This window comes from Jatrophihabitans sp. GAS493 (assembly GCF_900230215.1).
Classification (GTDB): domain Bacteria; phylum Actinomycetota; class Actinomycetes; order Mycobacteriales; family Jatrophihabitantaceae; genus MT45.
In genome coordinates this window covers 2,515,119-2,538,489 of the sequence record NZ_LT907982.1, presented here as the reverse complement: position 1 = coordinate 2,538,489, position 23,371 = coordinate 2,515,119, and the positions used below count along the sequence as shown (strand labels likewise).

The 23,371-nt window shown below is 67.3% G+C and carries 24 protein-coding genes, 1 other RNA gene and 1 pseudogene; 6 read left to right on the top strand and 20 right to left on the bottom strand.

The genetic code is table 11. The annotated features are described in order from the left end of the window. Window positions 1-9: 9 nt before the first annotated feature. Window positions 10-1,293 carry a DUF58 domain-containing protein gene (locus CPH63_RS11895; RefSeq protein ID WP_096303152.1) on the top strand — a complete coding sequence of 428 codons (1,284 nt, stop codon included), beginning with the start codon at window positions 10-12 and terminating at the stop codon, window positions 1,291-1,293. A gap of 38 nt (window positions 1,294-1,331) precedes the next feature. On the opposite strand, the gene CPH63_RS11890 is transcribed toward CPH63_RS11895, so the two are convergent. Continuing rightward, entirely contained in the window at window positions 1,332-2,327 is a 996-nt protein-coding gene (locus CPH63_RS11890) for a stage II sporulation protein M (protein WP_096303151.1), read from the bottom strand. A 60-nt stretch (window positions 2,328-2,387) separates the two neighbouring features. Here CPH63_RS11890 and CPH63_RS11885 point away from each other — a divergent pair, with 60 nt between their 5' ends. Continuing rightward, window positions 2,388-3,152 (top strand): RDD family protein, encoded by a 765-nt coding sequence (locus CPH63_RS11885; protein ID WP_096303150.1) that lies wholly within the window; start codon window positions 2,388-2,390, stop codon window positions 3,150-3,152. 70 nt (window positions 3,153-3,222) lie between these two features. Here CPH63_RS11885 and ahcY read toward each other — a convergent pair whose 3' ends face one another. The 8 genes and pseudogenes from ahcY to CPH63_RS11850 form a co-directional block, all read right to left on the bottom strand. Beyond that, window positions 3,223-4,707, bottom strand: coding sequence for an adenosylhomocysteinase (gene ahcY / locus CPH63_RS11880; protein ID WP_371364935.1), 1,485 nt, complete (start codon window positions 4,705-4,707; stop codon window positions 3,223-3,225). Between the two features lie 171 nt (window positions 4,708-4,878). Continuing rightward, window positions 4,879-5,067, bottom strand: a pseudogene (locus tag CPH63_RS23700) (MerR family transcriptional regulator); the annotation flags it as partial. 45 nt (window positions 5,068-5,112) lie between these two features. Then, window positions 5,113-6,348 carry a mannose-6-phosphate isomerase, class I gene (manA, locus tag CPH63_RS11875; protein ID WP_197704319.1) on the bottom strand — a complete coding sequence of 412 codons (1,236 nt, stop codon included), beginning with the start codon at window positions 6,346-6,348 and terminating at the stop codon, window positions 5,113-5,115. After that, on the bottom strand, window positions 6,345-7,316 hold the full coding sequence (locus CPH63_RS11870) for a cation diffusion facilitator family transporter (RefSeq protein ID WP_096303148.1): 972 nt from the start codon (window positions 7,314-7,316) through the stop codon (window positions 6,345-6,347). The genes manA and CPH63_RS11870 overlap by 4 nt, the downstream gene beginning before the upstream one ends. Beyond that, window positions 7,313-8,455: an SIS domain-containing protein gene (locus tag CPH63_RS11865; protein WP_096303147.1), complete on the bottom strand. Its 1,143-nt coding sequence runs from the start codon at window positions 8,453-8,455 to the stop codon at window positions 7,313-7,315. The genes CPH63_RS11870 and CPH63_RS11865 overlap by 4 nt, the downstream gene beginning before the upstream one ends. Then, entirely contained in the window at window positions 8,452-8,658 is a 207-nt protein-coding gene (locus CPH63_RS11860; protein ID WP_096303146.1) for a Trm112 family protein, read from the bottom strand. The genes CPH63_RS11865 and CPH63_RS11860 overlap by 4 nt, the downstream gene beginning before the upstream one ends. Continuing rightward, window positions 8,655-10,049, bottom strand: a complete 1,395-nt coding sequence (locus CPH63_RS11855) for a phosphomannomutase/phosphoglucomutase (protein ID WP_096303145.1) — start codon at window positions 10,047-10,049, stop codon at window positions 8,655-8,657. Before CPH63_RS11855 ends, CPH63_RS11860 begins: the two co-directional genes overlap by 4 nt. Before the next feature lie 63 nt (window positions 10,050-10,112). Next, complete coding sequence (locus CPH63_RS11850) at window positions 10,113-10,508, bottom strand: DUF3499 domain-containing protein (protein ID WP_096303144.1); 396 nt, start codon at window positions 10,506-10,508, stop codon at window positions 10,113-10,115. A 248-nt stretch (window positions 10,509-10,756) separates the two neighbouring features. On the opposite strand from CPH63_RS11850, the gene CPH63_RS11845 reads away from it, so the two are divergent. Then, window positions 10,757-11,161 carry a metallopeptidase family protein gene (locus CPH63_RS11845; protein ID WP_241895627.1) on the top strand — a complete coding sequence of 135 codons (405 nt, stop codon included), beginning with the start codon at window positions 10,757-10,759 and terminating at the stop codon, window positions 11,159-11,161. Window positions 11,162-11,188: 27 nt separating this feature from the next. Here the strand turns inward: CPH63_RS11845 and CPH63_RS11840 are convergent, their stop codons facing one another. The 6 genes from CPH63_RS11840 to CPH63_RS11815 form a co-directional block, all read right to left on the bottom strand. Beyond that, window positions 11,189-11,458, bottom strand: coding sequence for a WhiB family transcriptional regulator (locus CPH63_RS11840; protein WP_371364932.1), 270 nt, complete (start codon window positions 11,456-11,458; stop codon window positions 11,189-11,191). Between the two features lie 284 nt (window positions 11,459-11,742). Next, the gene (locus tag CPH63_RS11835; protein WP_096305101.1) at window positions 11,743-14,223 is read right to left on the bottom strand and encodes a bifunctional FO biosynthesis protein CofGH; all 2,481 of its coding nucleotides are present in this window, start codon (window positions 14,221-14,223) and stop codon (window positions 11,743-11,745) included. A gap of 107 nt (window positions 14,224-14,330) precedes the next feature. Continuing rightward, window positions 14,331-14,801: a hypothetical protein gene (locus CPH63_RS11830; protein WP_157749495.1), complete on the bottom strand. Its 471-nt coding sequence runs from the start codon at window positions 14,799-14,801 to the stop codon at window positions 14,331-14,333. A gap of 185 nt (window positions 14,802-14,986) precedes the next feature. Then, window positions 14,987-15,364 (bottom strand): ATP-binding protein, encoded by a 378-nt coding sequence (locus tag CPH63_RS11825; protein ID WP_157749494.1) that lies wholly within the window; start codon window positions 15,362-15,364, stop codon window positions 14,987-14,989. 190 nt (window positions 15,365-15,554) lie between these two features. Beyond that, on the bottom strand, window positions 15,555-15,965 hold the full coding sequence (locus CPH63_RS11820) for a hypothetical protein (protein ID WP_157749493.1): 411 nt from the start codon (window positions 15,963-15,965) through the stop codon (window positions 15,555-15,557). A 132-nt stretch (window positions 15,966-16,097) separates the two neighbouring features. Next, window positions 16,098-16,730: a hypothetical protein gene (locus CPH63_RS11815; RefSeq protein ID WP_096303140.1), complete on the bottom strand. Its 633-nt coding sequence runs from the start codon at window positions 16,728-16,730 to the stop codon at window positions 16,098-16,100. Window positions 16,731-16,879: 149 nt separating this feature from the next. Here CPH63_RS11815 and CPH63_RS11810 point away from each other — a divergent pair, with 149 nt between their 5' ends. Both CPH63_RS11810 and CPH63_RS11805 read left to right on the top strand, forming a co-directional pair. Beyond that, the gene (locus tag CPH63_RS11810) at window positions 16,880-17,443 is read left to right on the top strand and encodes a DUF664 domain-containing protein (protein WP_096303139.1); all 564 of its coding nucleotides are present in this window, start codon (window positions 16,880-16,882) and stop codon (window positions 17,441-17,443) included. Window positions 17,444-17,472: 29 nt separating this feature from the next. Further along, on the top strand, window positions 17,473-17,715 hold the full coding sequence (locus tag CPH63_RS11805; protein ID WP_096303138.1) for a hypothetical protein: 243 nt from the start codon (window positions 17,473-17,475) through the stop codon (window positions 17,713-17,715). Between the two features lie 230 nt (window positions 17,716-17,945). Here the strand turns inward: CPH63_RS11805 and ssrA are convergent. Beyond that, window positions 17,946-18,319, bottom strand: a transfer-messenger RNA (tmRNA) gene (gene ssrA / locus CPH63_RS11800). 127 nt (window positions 18,320-18,446) lie between these two features. Here ssrA and CPH63_RS11795 point away from each other — a divergent pair. Then, a complete protein-coding gene (locus CPH63_RS11795; RefSeq protein ID WP_172892205.1) occupies window positions 18,447-19,928 on the top strand; it encodes a CYTH and CHAD domain-containing protein in 1,482 nt (493 codons plus the stop codon). A gap of 15 nt (window positions 19,929-19,943) precedes the next feature. Here CPH63_RS11795 and smpB read toward each other — a convergent pair whose 3' ends face one another. The 4 genes from smpB to prfB all read right to left on the bottom strand — a co-directional run bounded on the left by smpB (window position 19,944) and on the right by prfB (window position 23,325). After that, window positions 19,944-20,441: an SsrA-binding protein SmpB gene (smpB, locus tag CPH63_RS11790; protein WP_096303136.1), complete on the bottom strand. Its 498-nt coding sequence runs from the start codon at window positions 20,439-20,441 to the stop codon at window positions 19,944-19,946. 39 nt (window positions 20,442-20,480) lie between these two features. After that, the gene (gene ftsX, locus CPH63_RS11785) at window positions 20,481-21,368 is read right to left on the bottom strand and encodes a permease-like cell division protein FtsX (RefSeq protein ID WP_256385840.1); all 888 of its coding nucleotides are present in this window, start codon (window positions 21,366-21,368) and stop codon (window positions 20,481-20,483) included. Between the two features lie 101 nt (window positions 21,369-21,469). Continuing rightward, window positions 21,470-22,159, bottom strand: coding sequence for a cell division ATP-binding protein FtsE (gene ftsE, locus CPH63_RS11780; protein WP_091359080.1), 690 nt, complete (start codon window positions 22,157-22,159; stop codon window positions 21,470-21,472). A gap of 68 nt (window positions 22,160-22,227) precedes the next feature. Continuing rightward, window positions 22,228-23,325, bottom strand: coding sequence for a peptide chain release factor 2 (gene prfB / locus CPH63_RS11775; RefSeq protein WP_096303134.1), 1,098 nt, complete (start codon window positions 23,323-23,325; stop codon window positions 22,228-22,230). Window positions 23,326-23,371 lie beyond the last annotated feature (46 nt).

The window sequence follows — 23,371 nt, the reverse complement described above, 5'->3', positions numbered from 1 at the left end:
GCTTCGGCGATGGCGATCACTGGGCGGCTCGTGGCGGTCTTCGGATGCTGCCTACTACTGGTGGTTCTTCCGGCCGCGATCGTCTGGACCGTCTTCGGGCTGCTCCTGCTGGCCGTGATCGTCGACCTGCTCGCCGCGGCCCGGATCGCTGACCTGCGCTTCAGCCGCGACCCCAGCGCCGCCGTGCGCCTCGGCGGCGACGGCGAGACCACGCTGCGCGTCCTCAACGTCGGGCGGCGGACCCTTCGCGGGGTCATCAACGACGGCTGGACACCGTCCAGCGGCGCCCAGCCGTATGCCACCCCGGTGCGAATCGCCGCCGGTGATCGGGTCGCGGTGCGGACCCGGTTGCGGCCGACCCGTCGGGGCGAGCGCCGCAGCGTCACGGTGTCGGTGCGCGCGCGCGGCCCGCTCGGGCTGGCCGCGCGGCAGCGCCGCCTGCCGGTACCGGGGACGCTGAAGGTGCTCCCGGCGTTCGCCTCCCGCAAGTTCCTGCCGGAGAAGCTGTCGCGACTACGCCAGATCGACGGTGCTGTGTTGGTTCGTCAGCGCGGGCAGGGCAGCGAGTTCGATTCGCTGCGCGAGTACGTGGCCGGAGACGACGTCCGCTCGATCGACTGGCGGGCCACGGCTCGTCACCGCGACACCGTCGTGCGCACCTGGCGCCCGGAGCGGGATCGGAACATCGTGCTGGCCCTGGACACCGGCCGCAGCTCCGCCGCCCGGATCGGCGACGAACCTCGACTCGACGCGGCACTGGACGCCGCTCTGCTGCTCGGCGCACTCGCCGCCCGGGCCGGCGATCGGGTGGCCATGATCGCCGCCGACACCAAGGTTCAGGCTCGCCTGCCGTTGAGCTCGCGGGCCGACACCCTGGCCCAGTTGGTGGGGGCGTTGACACCGTTGGAGGCAACGCTGGTCGAGACCGATCCGCAACTGCTGGCGGCCGAGATCCGCCGGACGAGTTCCAAACGGGCGCTGGTCGTCCTCTTCACCAGCCTCGACGAGACGGCGGCCGACGGTCTACTCGCCGCGGCCGCGGCCCTGACCCAGCGTCACCTGCTCGTGGTCGCCAGCGTCATCGATCCCCATCTCATCGAACTCACCGGCGCGCGGGCCACCCCGGACGAGACGTACACCGCAGCCGCCGCCGAACTCGCCCTGCAGGCGCGCAGCGAGGTCGCCGCCCGTCTCACCCGGCTCGGCGCCGTCGTGGTGCAGGCCCCGGCCGACACCTTCGCCTCCAAGGTGGCCGACAGTTACCTCGACCTCAAGGCCGCCGGGCGTCTCTGAAGTCGCCTGACACCGGACCGGGCCGGACCGGTCCCGGGTCAGGCGACCGGTAGGTAGTCCTCCTGCTCGCCCAGCGGCAGGTCACCGGTGGCGCCGGCGGCAACCCCGCGCCGACCGAGGATCACGACGTAGCTCAGGAAAGCCACCTCGGCGAGGACTCCGATGGCGATCCGGGCCGCGGTCGGCAGGCCGGATGGCGTGACGAAGGCCTCCAGCACGCCAGATACGGCCAGGACGACCACCAGTCCCAGCGCGATGGTCACGGCCGAGCGCCCGGCCTGGGCCAGCGCCCGCGATCGGGGCTGGCGCCCCGGAGCGATCCAGGCCCAGCCGACGCGTAGCCCGGCCCCCGCCGCGACGAAGATCGCGGTCAGCTCGAGCAGGCCGTGCGGCAGGATCAGCCCGAAGAAGATGCTCGCCTTTCCGGCGGAGAGCATCGCCCCGCCGACGACGCCCAGATTGAGGATGTTCTGGAACAGCACGTAGATGGTGCCGACGATGCTGACCCCGAGGAAGAGGGCGAGCGCGGCGACCAGCGCGTTGTTCGTCCACACCTTGAGCGCGAAGGAATGGGCTGCGTTCTCACGGTAGTAGTCGGCGAAGTCGTGGTTGACCAGTTGCTTGATCTGGTCGTCGGAGAGCACCTGCTCCAGCTTCCGCGGATGGGCCTGCAGGTAGAGCATCATGGCGGCGGCGACCGCGATGTTTGCCACGGCGACGCTGACCCACCACCGCCAGGCCAGGTACACCGCGACCGGAAAATCGACCAGCACGCCCCGGCGCAGCGCCGCCCATCCGCGGGCCTGCGGCTCGCCGACGACCGCCGCCCGGGCCCGGGAGAGCAACCGCGAAAGGTGGGCCGTGGTCGCGGGGTCGGGGGTGCGGGAGCGAACCAGCGACAGGTGCGTAGCGGTGCGGCGGTAGAGAGCGATCAGCTCGTCGACCTCGGCCGGATTCAGACGTCGCTGGGCCGACAATTGCTCCAGCCGAGCCCACTCCTGTCGGTGCCCGGCCACGAACGCGTCGACATCCACGTTCGGAGTCTAGATGCGAGACTGTGCAGCGTCAGAGCAGCGCGAGAGGACGAGCAGCGAATGAGCAGCATCATCTCCGGCGAGGGAGTCGCGATCGATCTCGCGCCGGCCGGGGTCGGCACCCGTACCGTGGCCGCCCTCATCGATCTGGCCGTCGAACTGGTCATCCTGTTCTGCTTCGCGCTGGCCGCCGCTGCCTTCGACACAGCCAGTTCCGCCGCGGTCCTGGTCGTCGGCCTGGTCTGCGCCTTCGGCGGGTATCCGACGGTCTGCGAGTGGCTGAGCAACGGCAAGACGCTGGGCAAACTCGCCCTCGGCGTGCGGGCGGTCCGTGACGACGGCGGCCCGCTCGGCTTCCGTCGAGCCCTGGTCCGCGGCCTCTCCAGTCTGCTGCTCGAGAAGCCGGGGCTCCTCCTCTTCCTCGGCACGTCGGCCGGCATTCTCACGGCGACCTTCTCCGAACGGAACAAGCGCATCGGCGATCTGATGGCCGGCAGCTTCGTCATCAACGAACGCACCGGCAGTCGAGCGGCGGGGGCGGTCGCCCCCCAGTTCTGGGTCCCCCCGCAGCTCGTGCCGTGGGCCGTCTCGCTGGATCTGACCCGCCTCGACGACCAACTCGCCCTCAGTGTCCGGCAGTTCGTCACCCGGGCCAGCGAGATGTCGCTGCCCGCGCAGCAGAGCCTCGGCAACGACCTGCGGGCCCGCCTCGAGGCGGTCATCGCGCCGCCGCCGCCGTGGGGTACGCCCACTCCCCTGGTGCTCACCACCGTTCTGGCCGAACGACGCCGGCGGACCGAAGCGATGCAGCCGGGTCGCTGGTGAGACGCGTTCGGCCCAGGAGGCACGAATGCATCCTGGGCCGAACGTCAGCTAAGTGATTTAGCGGGAGAGCTTAGTAGCGGTAGTGCTCCGGCTTGTACGGGCCGGCGACATCGACGCCGATGTACTCGGCCTGGGCCTTGGAGAGGATCGTCAGCTTGGCGCCGACGGCGTCCAGGTGCAGACGGGCGACCTTCTCGTCGAGGTGCTTCGGAAGCACGTAGACCTTCTTGTCGTACTCGCCACGCTTGGTGTGCACCTCGATCTGGGCGATCGTCTGGTTCGCGAACGACGCCGACATGACGAAGCTCGGGTGGCCGGTCGCGTTACCGAGGTTGAGCAGGCGACCCTCGCTGAGCACGATGATCGAGTGCGCCGGACGGTCGGCGGTGGCCGGGAAGACCCACTCGTGAACCTGCGGCTTCACCTCGTTCTTGACCACGCCGGGCACCTTGGCCAGACCGGCCATGTCGATCTCGTTGTCGAAGTGACCGATGTTGCCGACGATCGCCTGGTGCTTCATCTGGACCATGTGCTCGGCCATGATGATGTCCTTGTTGCCGGTGGTGGTGATGAAGATGTCGGCCTCACCGACCACGTCGTCGAGGGTGACGACCTGCAGGCCGTCCATCGCCGCCTGCAGTGCGCAGATCGGGTCGACCTCGGTGACAACGACGCGGGCACCCTGGCCCCGCAGCGACTCCGCCGAGCCCTTGCCGACGTCGCCGTAGCCGAGAACGACGGCCATCTTGCCACCGATCATGACGTCGGTGCCGCGGTTGATGCCGTCGATGAGGGAGTGGCGAACGCCGTACTTGTTGTCGAACTTGCTCTTGGTCACCGAGTCGTTGACGTTGATCGCCGGGAAGAGCAGCGTGCCGGCCTTCTCGAACTCGTAGAGGCGGTGCACGCCGGTGGTGGTCTCCTCGGTGACACCGACGATGTCCGCGGCGATGCGGGTGTACTTGCCGGGCTGCTCGGCGATCGAGCGGCGCAGCGTGTCCAGGATGATGCCGTACTCCTCGGAGTCGTTCTCGTCCGTGGACGGAACCGCTCCGGTGGCCTCGAACTCGACGCCCATGTGGATGAGCAGGGTGACGTCTCCGCCGTCATCGACGATGGAGTCCGGTCCACTGCCGTCCGGCCAGACGATCATCTGCTCGGTGCACCACCAGTACTCCTCCAGCGTCTCGCCCTTCCAGGCGTAGACCGGGATGCCCTGCGGGTTCTCCGGAGTTCCGTTCGGGCCGACGACGATCGCGGCGGCGGCGTGGTCCTGCGTCGAGAAGATGTTGCAGCTGACCCAGCGAACGTCGGCACCGAGGGCGGCGAGGGTCTCGATGAGCACGGCGGTCTGCACGGTCATGTGCAGCGAGCCCGCGACCTTCTTGCCCTTCAGGGGCTGGGCGGCACCGAACTCGCGGCGCAGCGCCATCAGGCCGGGCATCTCGTGCTCGGCGAGCTGGATCTCTTTGCGGCCGAAGGCGGCGAGGCTGAGGTCGGCGACCTTGAAGTCGGTGACCGAGCCGGCGCTGTCCGGGGTAAGGGTGACGCTCACTTTTTCTCCTGTGTGTAGGCGGTGATCCTGTGATTGTTGCTGGGCGGCGAGCCGCCGGTAGATGCCGGCGTGCTCGGGGGCGGCGAACCGATGAACCGCCCCGAACCAGTCGTCCACCGCTCGGGCCAGGCTCGAGTCGGTACGCATACGTAGTTCGAAGGCGATGTCGGTGATGCCCAGGTCGTGGGCACCGATCAGCTCACGCAGCCTCTGTAGCTGTTCGATCTGACGGGGCCCGTAGTGACGGTGCCCGCCCGGTGACCGCATCGCAGTCACCAAGCCGGACTGTTCCAGATAACGCAACATGCGCTGCGACCAACCGGTGGCCTCGGCGGCCTGCTGGATGGTCAACGGTTTCATCGTCGCCAACCCTAGCACGGTTGTGTCAGATTTCGAGAAGCCTGCTCATCGGCCAGTCGTCGCACTGAAGACGGTGCCCTTACCACGCAGGCGCACCGAGGTTGTCGGGGGCGCCGGGGTCGCCGGGGTCGCATTCGCCGGGATGAAGGCGGCCTCGCCGACCGCCAGCAGGATCTGCGAATCGCCGAACTCAACCGCCGCCGAGCCCTCCGTACAGACCAGGATCACCGCCGACGGCGCCGACACCTCGGTCACCGAACCGTCCAGGGTCAGCTCGGTGAGCGCGAAGTCGGGCACCGGCACGGCGAAGGTTCGCTCGGTCGAGGTCCCGGTGGGCGACCAGCGCGGATCCGGCAGCGGTGAGAAATCGGTGATCCGCAGCAGCTCCTCCACGTCGATGTGCTTGGACGTAAGTCCACAGCGCAGCACGTTGTCGCTGTTGGCCATGATCTCGACGCCGAGGCCCCGCAGGTAGGCGTGCACATTTCCGGCGGCCAGGAAGATCGCCTCCCCCGGCTGCAGTTCGACGAAGTTCAGCAGCAGGGCCACCACGGCGCCAATGTCGCCCGGGAAATCCGAGGCCGCCAGCACGGTCGCGGCTGCGGCCCGTCCCCACTGATCGGCCGACGGCTCATCGGAGGCGACCAGCGCGGCGCAGGCGGCGACAACGTCGGCCACCAACTGCTGCGCCTGCGGCTTGGGTAGCCGCAGTAGCCAGCTGAAGGCGGCGCGGAGCCCGTCGGCGGAGTTCAGCTCGGCCGCGAGCTGGACGAGCCCCGGAATCGGCTCGCCCACGCCGTTCAGCGCGTCCAGGTACTGCCGCGTCTGCTCAACCGCGCGGAAGCCACAGAGCGCCTGGAACGGCGTCAAGGCACAGAGCAGCTCCGGCTTGTGGTTCTTGTCCTGATAGTTGTACGGCCCGGGTGCGCCGTTCGCTCGCTCCTGGACGTAGCCGTGTCGCGCCTGCTCGACCGTCGGGTGCACCTGAATCGACAGGGCCCGGCCGGCGGCCAGCAGCTTGAGCAGGTAGGGCAGCCCGGGCCCGAAGCGCTCGACCGAGCCGGCGCCGAGCATCCGCACCGGGTCTGAGGCGATCAGCTCGTCCAGGCAGACGCCCGCCTCCACCACCTCGGCCGGATCATCCGGATGCGCCCCCAACCAGAGTTCAGCGACCGGCTCCCCCGTCGGTTCGATGCCGAGCAGTTCCGGAATGGCGGTCGTCGAACCCCAGCGATAGTGGCGGATCACCCCCTTCAACCGGACGACGGCGGGCGGGTTCACTCGGGGCCGCTCTTCGCCGACGCATCGGCTGCGACGTTCTGCAATTCAGGCCGCTCCGGCGCATCTCGATCGAGATCGGGTTCGAGATAGATGACGCGAGCCTGCGGCACTGCCGTACGGACCCGCAGTTCCGCGGCGTCGATGGCCTTGGCCACGTCGGCCAGCGAGGTGGCGGCCGGCATGGCGAGCTTCGCCCCGACCAGCAACTCCTCCGGCCCGAGGTGCATGGTGCGCAGATGGATCACCCGGTCCACGCCGTGGCCGCGCAGGGCACCGGCGATCGTGGCGATCACGTCGGGCGCCGCGGCCTCGCCCAGCAGCAGGCTCTTCGTCTCGATCACCAGGATCACGGCGACCGAGATGAGCAGGGCGCCGATGCTGACGGTCGAGATGCCGTCCCAGATGCCGTTATCGGTGATCACTGAGATTCCCACGCCTATCACTGCCAGCAGCAGACCGATCAACGCGGCGAAATCCTCCAGCAGCACGACCGGCAGGTCAGGCACTTTGGCATGCCGGATGAAGGCGGGCCAGCTGTCATCGCCCTTCAACGCGCGCGATTCCCGCACCGCGGTACGAAAGGAGAATGACTCAAGCAGTATCGCGATGCCGAGCACCGTGAACGCTATCGGCGCCCGATCGATCGGGTGCGGGTGAAGGAGCTTCTCGACACCCTCGAAGACGGCGAAGAGTCCACCGGCGGAGAAGAGCATGAGAGCAACCAGGAAGCCGTAGACGTAGCGATCCCGACCGTAGCCGAACGGATGCTCGGGAGTGGCCACCCGTCGGGAGCGGCGAGCGCCGATGAGCAGCAGCACCTGGTTGCCCGAGTCGACGACTGAGTGCACCGCCTCGGCCAGCATCGACGACGAGAGAGTGAAGGCGTAGGCGACGAATTTGATCACGGCGATCGCGAGGTTGGCCGCCAGCGCCGCGAGAACCGCCTTCGACGAGCTGTGATCGCTCACAGCAGCGAGCTCTCGGTTTCGGCGGTCGAACGTCCGGTGGCCAGGGCCACGTACGCCGCCGCGAAATCTCCGAAGGTTGTCGCCACGCCGTAGCGGGTCAGCGCGGTCGCCTCGGGCACCTCGACCGGCCAGGATCGGAGATTCGACCGCTCGGCCATTGCCTGCAGCGCGCTCAGGGCCTGCCGCGCGGCCGCCTCGTCCGGCGACTCCTCGACCAGCGAGGCCGAGCCGAACTCAGCCGGCCGCAGCGGCGCCCGCTCACCCCCGACCAGGATGAGCCGCGGCTTCAGCACGGCATCCTCGACCCGGTCGGCGAAGAAATCGTCCTCAGCGGACGTCGCTGCCGACTCGGCCAGTACGGCCGCGATCCGGTCGGCACCATTGGGCATCGTCGCCCAGAGCGCACGCAGGCCGGCAATCCTCTGAAAACTATGGGCAATCGTCTCGGCGGCCACGGTCGCCAGCGTTCCGTTGCCGACCACCACCGGCAGACTCTCCATGAGCTGCAGCGCGAGCGACTTGGCCTGGTTGGCGTAACTGTCGGCCGCCGGCCGGCACTCGTAGCAGGTGGCGTCAAGCTGATCAGCCAGTTCGCTCCAGCGCGGTTCGGCGACCACCCCGAGCTCCGCGGCGGCGACCAGCAGCGGGGTCAGCACACTCCAACGCGCGGCCAGCGGATGAATCTGCGGGTCGACCGCCACGAGAGGCTGCCGCCCGGCCGCCTCCCCGACCGCGCTCTGCGGCGGTGCGGCCACCGCGATCGCCAGGCCGCGCCGCTGGGCCGCATCGACCAGACGGGCCAGTCGGGCTGACATACCTTGCTGGCAGCCGACGAGCAGGGCGTCCGAGGAGCCGGCCCACTGTGGGAGTTCCGAGTCGTCCCAGACGAGCGCCGGAGCACGGGCTGCGGCGGCGGTGACGACGAGGCGACCGGAGTCGGCGTGGACGCCGTCGGTCGCGACCAGCAGAGCCCGGGGTGGGATCTCCGAACGCAGCCGGGACAGGCCGGCCTCGACGGTCGCCGTCTGTGCGCGACGTACCTCGGCCCCTGCGGTGGCCAACTGCCAGAGCAGGTTTCCCGAATCGCGGGCCGCCAGAGCGTCCGCGTCGTCGAGGATCTCAGGCTCAGGGACGCTCACGTACCCGCAGGCGCCGATGCCGGGACGCCGAGCCCGTTGGGGCCAGGCGTCGCCTCGTCCAGCAGTAGGACCGGGATTCCGTCCCGCACCGGAAACGTTGACAGGCAACTGGTGCAGACCAAGGTCGCCCCGTCGACCCGCAGCGGAGCATGGTCGTCACTTGGGCAGGCCAGAATCTGCAACAGTTCGGGCGAGATCGTCATGCCACACCACCATTCTTGGATTCCTGTGCTCGTATGACCGCCAACGCCTCATCGCGCAGCGCAGCCATCTGCCCGGCGGTCGGCGACTCGACATTAAGTCGTAACAGCGGCTCGGTATTGGACGCCCGCACGTTGAACCAGCTCCCATCGCTGAGGTCGACGGTCAGTCCGTCGAGTTCATCAATACTCTGCGTCCGACTAGCGAACGCCTCGCGAATCGCGGCGATCCGCTCCGTCTGGTCGTCGACGGTGGAGTTGATCTCGCCGGATGCGACGTAGCGCTCGTATTGGGCGCTGATCTGGGCCAGCGTCCTGCCCTGTTCGCCGAGGGCGGCCAGCACGTGCAGCGCGGCCAGCATGCCGGTGTCGGCTCGCCAGAAATCGGCGAAGTAGTAGTGGGCCGAGTGTTCGCCCCCGAAGATCGCACCGGTGCGGGCCATCTCACCCTTGATGAAGGAGTGCCCCACCCGGGTGCGCAGTGCCACGCCGCCGTGCTCGGCGATGATCTCCGGTACCGCCCGCGACGTGATGACGTTGTGAATGACGGTCGATCCGGGTGACTTGGCCAGCTCCCGAACCGCGATCAGACCGGTAATGGCACTCGGCGACACAGGGTTTCCGGCGGCGTCGACGACGAAGCAGCGGTCGGCGTCGCCGTCGAAGGCCAGGCCGATGTCGGCGCCAACCTCGACGACCTTCTTCTGCAGGTCGACCAGGTTGGCCGGCTCCAGCGGATTCGCCTCGTGGTTGGGGAAGGATCCATCGAGTTCGAAGTAGAGCGGGACGATCTCCAGGGGAAGCGCATCGAGCAGTTCGGCGCCGAGCACGGCCGGAACGGTGTAGCCCCCCATTCCGTTGCCGGCGTCGACGACGACTTTCAGCGGCCGGATCCCCGTCAGGTCCACGAGCGAGCGCAGGTAGCGGGCGTAGTCACCCAGCATGTCCCGCTTCTCGATCTCCGGCTCGGCGTCCGGCACGGACCCCGAGTCGAGCAGTTCCTGGGCCCGGATCCGGATCTCGGTGAGCCCGGTGTCCTGGCCGATCGCGACCGCGCCGGCCCGGCAGAGCTTGATGCCGTTGTATTTGGCCGGATTGTGGCTGGCGGTGAACATCGCCCCGGGCAGATCAAGGATGCCGGCCGCGTAGTAGAGCATGTCGGTGGAGGCGAGCCCCGCGTCGACAACCGTCGCGCCGGCTGCGCCGGCGCCCCGGGCGAAGGCCCCGGCCAGCGCCGGTCCGGATTCGCGCATGTCATGGGCGGTGACGATTCGGCTGGCGCCGGTGACCTCAACGAAGGCCACACCGAGCGCCCGGGCCACGTTCTCGTCGAGTTGGTCGGGGTACGTGCCGCGCACGTCATATGCCTTCACGAACGCAGCGAGGTTGACCATGAGCAGAGTTTAGCGGCGTGGGGTTTCCGACAGCAGTCCCCCCGGTGGCGGATGAAATACGGCTCAGCGCGAGGGCGGGACGACGCTCAGGTGTCCCCGGCGGGCCACTCCGAGCTGACTGGCGGGGGCGCTCGGCCCGTCGGCTGTCACCGCGTACGGGGTACCGCCGGGTAGCTGCGGGCTCTCCGAACGGGCCGCCTCGCGGACGGCATCGGCCAGCGCCTCGAGGTCGTCGGCCTGCGGCATCGGAGCCGGAAACTCACCGCTGTGGCGCAGCACTTCCCAACCGCGAGGCACGGTGAGGCTCATGGCGTGCTGCTCGCAGAGGTCATAGGAGTGCGGTTCGGCGAAAGTTGCGAGAGGGCCGACGACCGCAGTCGAATCCGAGTAAACATAGGTCAGCGTTGCCACCGCCGACGTCCCGCAACCGGTGCGGGTACAGGAACGCAGATGCCTCACAGTCGCTGACGATAGCGCCTCGACGGCTCCGCCGCCCGGATAAGCCGAATCATGGGGCCTGTCGTGTCGTCGCGAACCCTGGGAACCGCCAGCCACCGGCGCGGGCCACAGCGATGGCGTGCGCGGCGTCACGGCCGCCACGGGACGGATTTCGGGTCGGAGTGTCAGTGCCCGGGCGTAACGTTCACATCGTGCCGGAGAGAACCGAAGCGCGACGCCCGCGACGCCGAGATCGTCACGGTCGCGGTATGCGCGGTGTGCTTGCCCCCAGTGGGGTGCCGATCAGCCGAACTCGAGCGCAGAGTTTCGACGAGGTCGTCCTCGACGCGGTCGAGCACCTCGAGAGCCACTGGCCGGGCGAACTCGACGGCATCGAGTTCGCGGTCGATGACGTGCCGGTCTTCGCCGCGGCTGAAGATGTCGAGTTCGACAGCGATGTCGTCGCCGACCACGGGGTTGCCCTGGGACGGCTGATGCGTCCGGGCAGCAGAGGATCGCCTGGCTCCCCGCAACCAGTGGTCTTGATCTACCGCCGGCCGATCGAGGCACGCACCGCGACCGGCGATGAACGATCGAGCCTGGTCTTCGCCGTGGTGGCGGAGCTGGTGGCGCAGCTGATCGGCAAGGACATCGACGACATCCACCCGCTCTAGACGGGCTGCGTCCCGATCCGGTCGGAGTTAGATCGCCATCCGCTTCATGCGGCGCCGCTCACGCTCGGAGAGTCCACCCCAGATACCAAAGCGCTCGTCGTTCAGCAACGCGTACTCCAGGCACTCGGTGCGGACCTCACAACCGGTGCAGATGCGCTTCGCCTCACGAGTCGAGCCACCCTTCTCGGGGAAGAATGCCTCTGGATCTGTCTGCGAGCAGAGGGCGCGCTCCTGCCAGCTCTCTTCGTCGGGAAGACCGAAGATCGAGGTCAGTTCGTCGTCGCCTGCCGCAGTGATATCAGTCTGGTCACCGATCAAGTCCGTCACTGCGACTCCCTTTGGTTCCTGTGCGTTTCACTCATTTTGTGTCTTTTCGGGGGATTGATATGGACACCGGACCCCGAGTCTCGGACGATCACTCCGGATCTCTCCGGATCCCTGACCGCGGTCAGTAGAGCTGACTGCTGATCTGCGGATCGCTACTCGTCTCGGGTAGATAACACTGAGGGAATTACACCCATGTCGTTACCCCTAAGTCAAGCCGAGTTCTGATAATGCTGGGAATTGATGTCAGCTGAGCGTTAAGCGACGACAGAGGGGCGACCGTAGAGCGTGCTGCGCTGGCGGGCCGGACGGCCGATGCTCGCCGCCAACGCCTCCAGTTCACTGACGTCCCGGCGGGAGCCGTTCTCCGATCCGGCCATCCGGCTGATCGTCTCCTCCATCAGCGTTCCGCCGAGGTCGTTGGCGCCACTGCGGAGCATGTCGCGGGTACCTTCGTCGCCCAGCTTGACCCAGCTCGTCTGGATGTTGTGGATCCGGCCGTGTAGCAGGATCCGGCTCATCGCGTGCACCGCCCGGGTATCGCGGGACGTGGGTCCCGGCCGGGCGAGGCCGGCCAGGTAGATCGGCGACTGGTTGTGCACGAAGGGCAGCGGGACGAACTCGGTGAAGCCGCCGCTCTCGTCCTGAAGCCGGCCGATGAGCTGGATGTGCCGCACCCAGTGGTCGGGGCGATCCACGTGGCCGAACATCATCGTCGCCGTTGACGGGATCCCGAGGCGATGTGCGGTGGTGACGACGTCGATCCAGGCGCTGGTCGGCAACTTCCCCTTCGTCAGCACCCAGCGCACCTCGTCGTCGAGGATCTCCGCCGCCGTGCCGGGGATCGAGTCCAGCCCGGCTTCCTTGGCCCCGCTCAACCAGTCGCTCACCGACAGGTTGGCCCGACTGGCGCCGTTCATGATCTCCATCGGGCTGAACGCGTGCAGGTGGATCTGCGGGGCGGCCAGTTTCACCGCGCGCGCCAGGTCGAAGTAGGCCGAGGCCGGCATAGCCGGATCGATGCCGCCCTGCATGCAGATCTCGGTCGCCCCTTCGGCGACGGCCTCCCGAACCCTGCTGGCCACCTCCTCACCGGAGAGGGTGTAGGCATCGGCGTCGGTGGCCCGCTGCGCGAAGGCGCAGAAGCGGCAGCCGGTGTAACAGACGTTGGTGAAGTTGATGTTCCGGTTGATGACGTAGGTGACTTCGTCGCCCACAACGTCAGAGCGCAGCCCGTCGGCCAGCGCGCAGATCGCGTCCATCGCGTCGCCCTCGGCGGTCATCAGCGCCAGCGCCTGGGCCTCATTGAGACCACCCGGGTTGCGTTCGGCCGCCCGCAGAGCCGCGGCGACCGCGGAATCGAGTCGCTCGGGATGCGCCTCGGCGCGCTGCGGAATGATCCGGGTCGCCACCTCCTGCCAGTCTCCGTAGACCTCGTCGAAGTCCCCACGCCGGTCGGTGGTGCGTCCGGAGTCGTCGATGGCGGTGTGCAGGTCCACCCGTCCGGAGGAGACCCAGTGCGCATCCGGTTCCTGCCAGGCGTGACCGCTGACGACGGCGTCCTCCCGAGCCAACCCGTCCGGCAGCGCGAGCGCGCGGACGTGCGCCAGCACACGCGGGTCTAGCCATGGCGTCTCGGCCCGCACGTAGGACGGGTGTGCGGTGAGCCGCTCGCGAAGGGTCAAGCCGGCCGCCGCGCTCACCTCGCGCAGGGCCTCGATGTTCGGCCACGGACGTTCCGGGTTGACGTGATCGGGGGTCAGCGGCGAGACGCCACCCCAGTCGTCGATGCCGGCCCCGATGAGACGCGCACACTCCTGCAGGTCGACGAGGTTCGGCGGCGCCTGAATGCGCATCGACGGGCCGAGCAGCAGCCGGGTGACCGCGATGGCGGCCACGAAGGTGTCGAGGTCGGCATCCGGCTGGTTGCGCATTGCCGTATCCGGCTTGGCCCGGAAGTTCTGCACGATGATCTCCTGGATGGAGCCGTACTCACGGGCGACCTGACGCATCGCGAAGATCGACTCGGCCCGCTCGACCCTGCTCTCCCCGATACCAATCAGGATTCCGGTGGTGAACGGAATTGAGAGACGCCCGGCGTCCTCCAGCACGCGCAGCCGGATGGCCGGGTCCTTGTCCGGGCTGCCGAAGTGCACCCCGCCGGGCTCGGCGAAGATCCGCCGGGAGGTGGTCTCCAGCATCATCCCCATGCTCGGCGCAACCGGCTTCAGACGCTGCAACTCGGCCCAGCTCATCACGCCCGGGTTGAGGTGTGGCAGCAGACCGGTGCGCTCCAGTACGGCGATGGCCGCGGCCCGCAGGTAGGAGAGAGTGGAGTCATAGCCCCGCTCCTCCAGCCACTGGGCCGCCTGCGGCCAGCGATCCTCGGGGCGGTCACCGAGAGTGAAGAGCGCCTCCTTGCACCCCATCAATGCTCCCTGCGCGGCGATCTCGACGACTTCGTCGATCTCGAGGTAGGCGCTGTGGACCCGATTCGGGGTGGTGACGAAGGTGCAGTAGTGGCAGCGGTCGCGGCAGAGTCTGGTGAGCGGGATGAAGACCTTGCGCGAGTACGTGATCAGGCCTTCCTGACCGGCCGCGCGCAGTCCGGCATCGCGCACCCGGGCAGCGATGGCACTGAGCTGGTCGAGGTCGGCACCGGTGGCGGCCAGCAGGATCGATGCTTCGGTGACGTCGAGGCTGGCACCGTCGCGAGCCCGTCGAAGGGCGCGCCGCATTGCGGACTCGGAGGGGACGGACTCGGGTGGCGCGAGCTCAGCTGTCACTGGGCCAGCTTAATCACCGAAGCCGGCGAGCCGACGGCCGTCGGCTCTCAGGGGTGCGATCAGGCGGCGTCCGCAGCTAGATCGCCCTCGGCCGGCGCAACGGTGGAGGTCGCGATCACGGCCGGCGCAACCCGCTCGGCGGCGACGGGTCGGAGCAATACCCAGTATTCGCGGGTGTTCTGCTGCTGACAGAAACCCCAGGAGGCGAAGAGTCGGCTCACCGGCAGCGAGCGCGAGGTCGCGCCGACGACCGGCATCTGCCGCGTCACCGATCGGTCCTGCATGCGCACCATCACCGCGCCGTTCTCAACCTTGACCGTGAGCTGCACCGGAAGGCCGGTCTGCGTGGTGAACGCTCTAGCCAGTTCGGCGGCCACCGAACTGGCGTCCTCGATCATGTCCACCGGCAGGGCGGCCGCACCGCACGCCTCCCGCACGAATCGCCGCGCCCGCCGAGGAGCGGTTCTAGCGATAGGCAGGTAGCTGCTACGAGTCAGTGTGACGGCGAAGGCTGTCGCTAGTTCGGCCATGAGGATCCCTCGATGTCTGCGCTGGCTTGGGTGGTGTGGAGGTCGGCGGGTGTCTTGGACGGTTGTTCCAACTCGTGTGTTGAACGCATCATCCCCAGCGGAGGCGGTCGCTAACGCGCGTCAGTCTCGGCGAGCTGTGACACCCGTCACCGTGGGCTGCGCTTGGTCCACTGGGACCGGAAGAGTCAGCCGGTGAGCTGAAACCAGACCGTCTTGCCGGGCGGGGGGTAGTTTCGGGAGACGCCCCAGCGGGCGGCGATCGCGTTCACGATCATGAGTCCTCGACCCCCGACCCGCGGCCTCTCCGGATCGGCGGCGACGGGCGCTACGGCGTCGGCATCGCCGCGGTCGCCGACGGCTACCGCGATTCCCGGGGGGTCGGGGTGCACGCTGAGCAAGATCTCGGGACGGCCGTGGCGAAGTGCGTTGGTGACCAGTTCGGAGACCAGCAGTTCGGCATCTTCGACGAGGCCGGGCGCGATCCCCACCGCCTGCTCGGCGACGTAGCTGCGGGCGAGCCGTGGCGCGTCACCATTCGGGGGTAGCAGGATGTCGTCTGACACGGATATCAACCTCACTTCTAAGGAGAATGCTTTTCAGCCTTCGTTGGGTTCATGCCCGTGATCGGTCGATCTCTACCAGCGACGGCCCACTACGGTGACGAGACACTCAACGAGAATGACCCTCAATCGGCTCAACGAAGGTGGCCACCGAGACGCAGGGGACGTCGGACGCAGGGCCGATCTGATCAGGTCAGCCGACCGCCGCCGGTGACCCGCAGTAGGTCGTCGCCTCATCGCCGCCATCGCTGATCCAGAGAGTGGCGAAGCTGCGCTGGGACCAGAACGGGTCGGCCAGGCAGTCGCTGTAGACCTGAGCCGAGCAAACGTCGACGGAGGTGCCGCCGGCCACGCATCCGCGCATCATTTCGGAGTACTTCGCGAGAACCCGGGCCTGTCTCGCGTCCCGATGATCGACGAAGACCGCTCGCGATACGAGAGCCACGCCGGCGAGCAGGACGACCAGCATCGCGCCTACCGCGATGACCATCACGACGACCCGGCTCGGGCTGGCCCGGCCGTCGACGGAGTCGTCCGACGGCGGTATCCACTCCTGCGGCAGCACCCAGTCCGGACCCGCTTCCGGTCGGAGTTTTAGGTTCACGGCTGCAGTATGGCACCGGGGGCAAGCACCGGAGGCGATCTCGGCCCGTGTCGCGGAGTACGTGATTTGCAAAGGTGATTCGCCGCTGTCGATCCGAGCATTCCGGCCGGCGCAGTTCGGATCGGGATCAGATCAGTTGAGCAGGGTCGGGGTGTGGCTTCGCCACCAGCGGCCGAACCCCCAGAAGTTGGAGGCCTGGATCCACATCATGAGAAAGATGGCCAGAGCGAAGGTGATGTGCTCGGCGTCGAGGATGGGATTGCTGGACGGCGGGAAGGTGGCGAGCCAGATGATGAGGTTCAGCACGAGGCCGCCCCACCCGGCGATGGTGTTGAAGATTCCGAATGTCAGGGCCACCCCTAGGCCGGCCAGCGCGAGCATCCAGCCGAAGTCGTCGAGCCCCGTCGGCAGATTCTTGGGGATGAATGCCAACGGTCCGTGCATATTGCTGACAAAGCCCGAAGTCGGCGAGGCCTTGAACCCGGAGCTGATCCATCCCTGACTGCTGTCGACGGTGAATGACCAGCCGTACTTGATCGGAGCGTTGTCGTTGTTGATCGCCTCCGCCGAGGTGGTCACGTTCGAGTAGAGGATGCCGAACCCCTGGCTGATGAAGGCCCAGAGGTACACCAATCCCAAGCCGATACGCATCAAGGCGGCGGAGATCGCGCCAACTCGGGGAATCTGGATTCGACCGGCGGAGTCCATCGCCACCATGCCGCGATCCGGGGCGGCGACGTCAGCACTGGGTTTCGGCGTGGTCATCTGGCTCGTTCCCTCCTGTGGATCTCCAGCCTTGGCCGCGTGGAGTCGACTACTCCTCACCTTGCCGCAGCCGGCGCCGTGGGCCTTCATGCCAAGCGGGTGATCGTGGGGTCTCGACGACTGCGGTTGGCCCGCGATAGTTTCGGCTCGTGGCGACTGATGACTCGACTCCCTGGGAACCCCCACTCGCCGGCACCGAGGTGGAGCATCTGCTCGGCGCCCTCAATCGGCTGCGCGCGACCTTTCGGTGGAAGGCCAGTGGCCTGGACGCAGCCGCACTCAACGCACGCCTTCCATCCTCGAGCCTGACCGTCGGCGGTCTGCTCAAGCACCTGGCCTGTGTCGAGGACATGACGTTCACCCTCAAACTCACCGGCTCAGCGCCCGGTGAGCCATGGCAATCGGCCGACTGGGACGGCGGCCCCGATTGGGTCTTCACCTCCGCGGCCGAAGACGCCCCGGAGGATCTCTACGCGCTCTGGGATGCGGCGGTCGGTCGCTCGGAGCGCCGGGCGCAGGAGGCGTTGGAGAAAGGCGGCCTTGATTTCCCGGCCCACGTCGCCAATAGCGAAGGCGTGCACGCCAGCCTGCGCCGGCTGATCTTCGACCTCGTTGAGGAGTACGGACGGCATACCGGACACGCCGATCTGCTCCGGGAGTCCATCGACGGGTTGGTCGGCGAGGACCCGCCGCCCGGGTGGACCACCGAGTAGGTGACCAGCGGCTCAGGTAGCCTCCGTGAATGCCGAAACGACACACCGCAATAGACGAAGCCGCCCGGTACTGCCTGGTCATCGGTGCGGTGCTGTTCCTCATCGCCAACCTGATGCTGGGGGCTAGCGCGCGGGGCGCGGTGCTGGTCCTGGGGGAACTCTTCGTGATCGTCGGGATCCTCGGGATGGTGCTGGCCTGGATCATCGGCAGCAGCAAGAAGCAGCAGCAGCGCGCGAAGAGCAGCAGGCAGGGTCACCCCAAACGCGACTGACTCGTCGCTCGGCGTCGACGCCGGCTTCGCACCGGTAAGTGTTGGCCCCTACACCTTTGTCTGGCAGCTCATCCGCTGCAACCGCCTCGGATTGACCTCGTACGGGCCAGCAGTAGCTCAGTGCCCCGGTCCCAAAATCGCCAATAGCAGAAGCGAGCCAGCGACTTCCGCCCGCGCGCTTGTGCCGCGGAACGAGTTCGGCGGCCACCGCTTGGTGACCGCCGAACTTTCAGTGGAGGTGGGGGGAATCGAACCCCCGTCCTCTGTCGCTTCAACAGGACTTCTCCGGGCGCAGTGTGCGCTGCCTCTACTCGGCTTCCCTGGTCATGCACACAAGCCAGGGTGACAAGCCCAGCCGCTGTGAGTTGTCCCGTCCAAGCCCGCGACCGGCAAGGACGGTAAGTCACCTAGCTGATGCCAGCATCCGGGGCGGCAACAAACCCGGGCTGACAGAGTCACTCCGCTACTTAGGCAGCGAGAGCGAACTCAGCGCGATTGGAATCGGCGCTTATTGGTTTTGCATCGCTTTTTTAACGAGGTCAGCAATGCGGTCCTCGGCCCGCTTCTCCTGCATCGACGTCCAGAGTCGATACCGTTCACCCCCATGTTGTGAGTCGTACTCCTTCAGCTTAATCGGCGACGCAAGTTAGGCTTGAGCGGCAGGACTGGCCCGTCGCCGGATGCTGGTTACGGGCCAGACTCGACGGGCAGAGCCAGGGGGTGCGAGCCGCATGCAGACCGAGATCGAGACCAAGTTCGACGTCTCCCCCGATTTCGTCATGCCGACGTTCGCTCCGGCTGACCTCGGGGTTGAAAGCGGCTCGAGCGAAGCCGGCGTCGCCCAGCCGGCGATCGACACCGTCGCCGTCGCCAGCACCTACTTCGACACCGAGGATGATCGGCTGTTGAGGTTCATGATCTCGCTGCGACACCGTGAGGGTGAGGCGGACACCGGCTGGCAGCTGAAGGTTCCCTCCGGCGAGGACCGCGCCGAGCTTCAGTGGCCCTCGATCGTCGGCCAGTCCGAGATGACCGGCGGCGTCGTCCTCCCGCCTGAGCTGGCTCAGATTCTCGCGCCGTTCCTCGGCGACCGCTCGGTCGCCCCGAGCGTCCGGCTGGACGTCAGTCGTACTCGCCACCGCTTCACCGACGCGAAGGGTCGGCTGCTGGTCGAGGTCGCCGACGATGAGGTGCGGGCCTTCCCGCTCCGGGCCCAGGTGCGGGCCCCGAGGTGGCGGGAGATCGAGATCGAACTGGGGCGCGACGGGAAGCGCCGGATGCTGAAGGCGCTCGGTGAGCAACTGCTGGCCGCTGGCGCCTACCCGTCCACCAGCCGCTCGAAACTGGCCCGGGCCCGCGTCGGAATCGGCAACGAGGGGCTCGGTGGCGCGCGGGCCTCAGCGGGCGCGGTTCTGATGGACTACATGAGCGGGCAGGTCCGCACGATCGTCGGCGGCCACTTCGCCATCCAGGCCGGGCAGCCGAGCGCGATCCACCAGACCCGGGTTGCGACCCGCCGACTGCGCAGCACGCTCCGCAGCTTCCCGGAGTGCTTCGACGGTGAGCAGGCTGCGCGTTTCGAAGATGAGCTGAAGTGGTACGCGGCCGTGCTCGGGGAGGTCCGGGATCGGGAGGTGATGCTGACCCGTCTCGGCAGCGCCGTCGACGAACTGCCGGAGGACCTGGTGGTCGGACCCGTCGGCGAGCAGATCAAGACCCGCCTCACCAACGAACTGGCCGACGCGCAGCAGTCCCTGCTCGCCGAGATGGCGGGGGTGCGCTACAGCGCGCTGCTGGGCGAGATCCTGCGCTGGCGTGATGACCCGCCCTTCACCGCGGCGGCCGGGCGCCCCGCGAAGACGCTCAACGACTCCGTCCGCAAGGTGCAGAAGAAGCTGAACAAGCGACTGTCGACGGCGACCCGATTCGACGGCACCGACGAAGATCTGCACTCCGCTCGCAAGATCGGCAAGCGGGTCCGGTACGCGGCCGAGGCGGCTGATGACGAGCCGGAGACGGTAGCGGCAACCAGCGCGCTGCAGGATCTGCTCGGGGAGTTCCACGACAGTGTCGTCGCCGCTCAGGTGCTGCGGCGGTTGGCTGACCTCGCCTCAGCGGAATCCGAGAATGCCTTCACCTACGGCGTGCTGGTGGCTCAAATGCGGCAGAACGCCGAGCGCGAGCGTCGGCAACTGCGTGGCGAAACCAGCTAGCCGGCGGCGAGCAAGTCAGTCGGACATTCCCTTGCTGCGGCGGCCGAGCGCTCGGGTGACCTCTCGGTTGGCGTCCCGGGTCGCCATGTCCTGACGCTTGTCATACGACTTCTTACCCTTGGCCAGAGCCAACTCGACCTTGACCAACCCGTCTCGGAAGTAGATCGAGATGGGCACCAGCGTGAGGCCGCCCTCGTGGGTCTTGCCGACGAGACGGCGGATCTCCTCGCGGTGCAGCAGCAGCTTGCGGGTACGGCGCGGGGCGTGGTTCGTCCAGCTTCCCTGGCTGTACTCCGGGATGTGGACGTTGTGCATGAACACCTCGCCGTCATCGATGGTTGCGAAGCCGTCGACCAGCGATGCCCGTCCCATCCGCAGCGCCTTCACCTCGGTGCCGGTGAGCACCACGCCGGTCTCGAAGGTGTCCATGATCGTGTAGTCATGGCTGGCCTTGCGGTTCTGCGCGACCACCTTCTTACCGGGGTCGCGGTTGCTGGACGAGGTCTGGCTCATTGGCTTTCTCTGCTGGCTTTCTCGGCTGGTTTCTCGGGCCTAGAGCCGCACGTAGGCGCGCAGCGTGATGTAGGCGGTCACGATCGCCAGCACCAAGCCGATTCCCAGCGAGATTCCGCTGGCGATCAGCACGTCGTTGATGTTCAGTCCGGGCAGCACCTGGTTGCGTACCGAGTTGTGGAAGATGTCGTAGAGAACGCGCTGCTTAGCGAACCATAGCGCCGGGACGGTGAGAATACCGCCGATCACCACCGCGATGATCGCCTCGATGATGAACGGCAACTGCGTCATCCAGCGAGACGCGCCGACCAATCGCATGATCGAGGTCTCGGCCCGTCGCTGCTGGGCCGCGACCTGGATGGTGATGGCCATCAGGATGATGGCACAGATCAGGATCAGCAGAGCGAAGACGAAGGCCGCCGTCCGGGCCGAGTCGAAGATGCGCAGGAACGTCTTCAGCGTCTCGTTGACGTTCTGCACCCCATTTACGCCTGGCTTGTCCTTGTAGGTGGCGGCCACGGCGGTGTAGTCCTTGCCGAGGTCATAGAGCTTGAGGGTGAACGAATCCGGGAAGTCCGACGGGCTCAGGAACTTGGCCGCGTCGACGCCGAGGAGGTTCTTGTTCTTGGCGTAGGCCGCCTCCTTGCTGATGAACTCGACCGACTTGATCCGATCGTCGGCGGCGAACTGGACCTGCAGGGCGGCCTTCTCAGCGGGCGTGACCGGATGCGTGCAGTTCTCCGACGGCGTCGTGCCACACAGGTACACCGAGACGTTGAGCTTGTCCTTGTACTGGTCGTTGAACTTGTTGATCTCCATGCTGGTGAGGATCGCCCCGCCCAGGAAGAAGAGGGAGATCGTCGTGGTCAGCACGAGTGCAATCGTCATCAGGAGATTGCGCCGGATGCCGGTGGCGACCCCCGACATCACAAAACTGGCTCGCATGAGTTCCTAACTGGTTAAGGCTTATAGCTGACTGGCGGTGGCGGCCGTGCGGCCAAGATGACCGCGGCGACGCGGTGCGACTCTCAGCGCCCGACCCCGTAGACGCCGCGGGTCTGGTCGCGGACGATCTTGCCGCCTTCTAGTTCGATCACCCGCCGGCGCATGGCGTCGACGATGTTGTTGTCGTGGGTGGCCATAAGCACGGTGGTGCCTGTGCGATTGACCCGCTCGAGTAGACCCATGATTCCCTGGCTGGTGTCCGGGTCAAGGTTTCCCGTGGGCTCGTCGGCCAGTAGTACCAGCGGCCGGTTGACGAAGGCCCGGGCGATAGCGACGCGCTGCTGCTCGCCACCGGAGAGTTCCCCCGGGAAGCGCTTGGCCTTGCCCTCCAGGCCGACCAGGTCGAGCACCTCCGGCACCGTTCGCTTGATCTGCCGCTGTGACTTGTTGATCACCTCGAGGGCGAACGCCACGTTGTCGTAGACGGTCTTCTTGGGCAGCAGCCGGAAGTCCTGAAACACGCAGCCGATCGCCCGTCGCAGGTCGGGGACTTTGCGCTTGGGCATCTTGCCGACGTCGAACTTGTCGACCTTCACCTTGCCCGAGTTGGCCAATTCCTCGCGCAGCAGCAACCGGAGAACGGTCGATTTTCCAGAGCCCGAGGCACCGATGAGGAAGACGAACTCCCCCTTGGCGATGTCCAGCGACACCGAGTCCAGCGCCGGGCGAACCCCGGCCGCGTAGACCTTTGAGACGTTCTCTAGCAGGATCACAAGGATGAAGTTTACCGAATAGTTACTTGCGATCGCCCCAACCGGCCCGGCGCGGACTCAACAACTACTCAGCTGGAGCGGCGCCAGCGGATTCCGGCCTCGATGAAGCCGTCTATGTCACCGTCGAGCACGGCCTGGGGATTTCCGACCTCGTACTCGGTTCGGAGGTCCTTGACCATCTGGTAGGGGTGCAGCACGTAGCTGCGCATCTGGTTGCCCCAGGAGTTGCTGCCGTCCTTGAGCGCGTTCATCGCCGTCTGCTCCTCCTCACGGCGCCGCTCGAGCAGGCGGGCCTGCAGCACCGCCATCGCTGAGGCCCGGTTCTGGATCTGGCTGCGCTCGTTCTGGCAGGTGACGACGATTCCCGTAGGCAGGTGGGTCAGCCGCACCGCGGAGTCGGTCGTGTTGACGCCCTGACCGCCCTTGCCCGAGCTGCGGTACACGTCGACCCGCAGATCGTCGTCGGGGATGTCGACATGATCGGACTGCTCGACCACCGGTAGCACCTCGACCCCGGCAAAGCTGGTCTGGCGACGCCCCTGGTTGTCGAAGGGGCTGATCCGCACCAGACGATGCGTCCCCTGTTCCACGCTCAGGGTGCCGTAGGCGTAGGGCACCTTCACCTCGAAGGTGGCGGACTTGATGCCGGCCTCCTCGGCGTAGGAGGTGTCCAGCACCTCGGCCGTGTAGTTGTGCCGCTCGGCCCAGCGCAGATACATCCGCAGCAACATCTCGGCGAAGTCGGCCGCGTCCACGCCTCCGGCTTCGGAGCGGATCGTGACCAGGGCCTCGCGGGAGTCGTACTCCCCCGACAGCAGCGTGCGGACTTCAAGCTCGTCGATGCGCTTGCGCAGGTCGGCGACTTCGGTCTCGGCCTCGGAGCGGGAGTCCTCGTCGTCCTCCCCCTCGGCCAGTTCCCAGAGCACGCCGGCGTCGTCGACCCGCCGCCGCAGGTCCTCGACCCGGCGGATATCGCCCTGCACGAAGGAGAGGCGGCTGTTGATCTTCTGGGCGCTCTCCGGGTCGTCCCACAGGTTGGGCTCGCTCGCCTGGCGCTCCAGATCGTCCGCCTCGGCCTGCAACTTGGGGATATCCAGCACGGATTCAATGCTGGCCAGGGTGGCGGAGAGTTCTTTGAGCTCGGCGGGGACATCGGTCACGTCGATTTACGTTACGCGAGTTGCGGCCCGGATTCGGCCTCCGTCCGGGTGA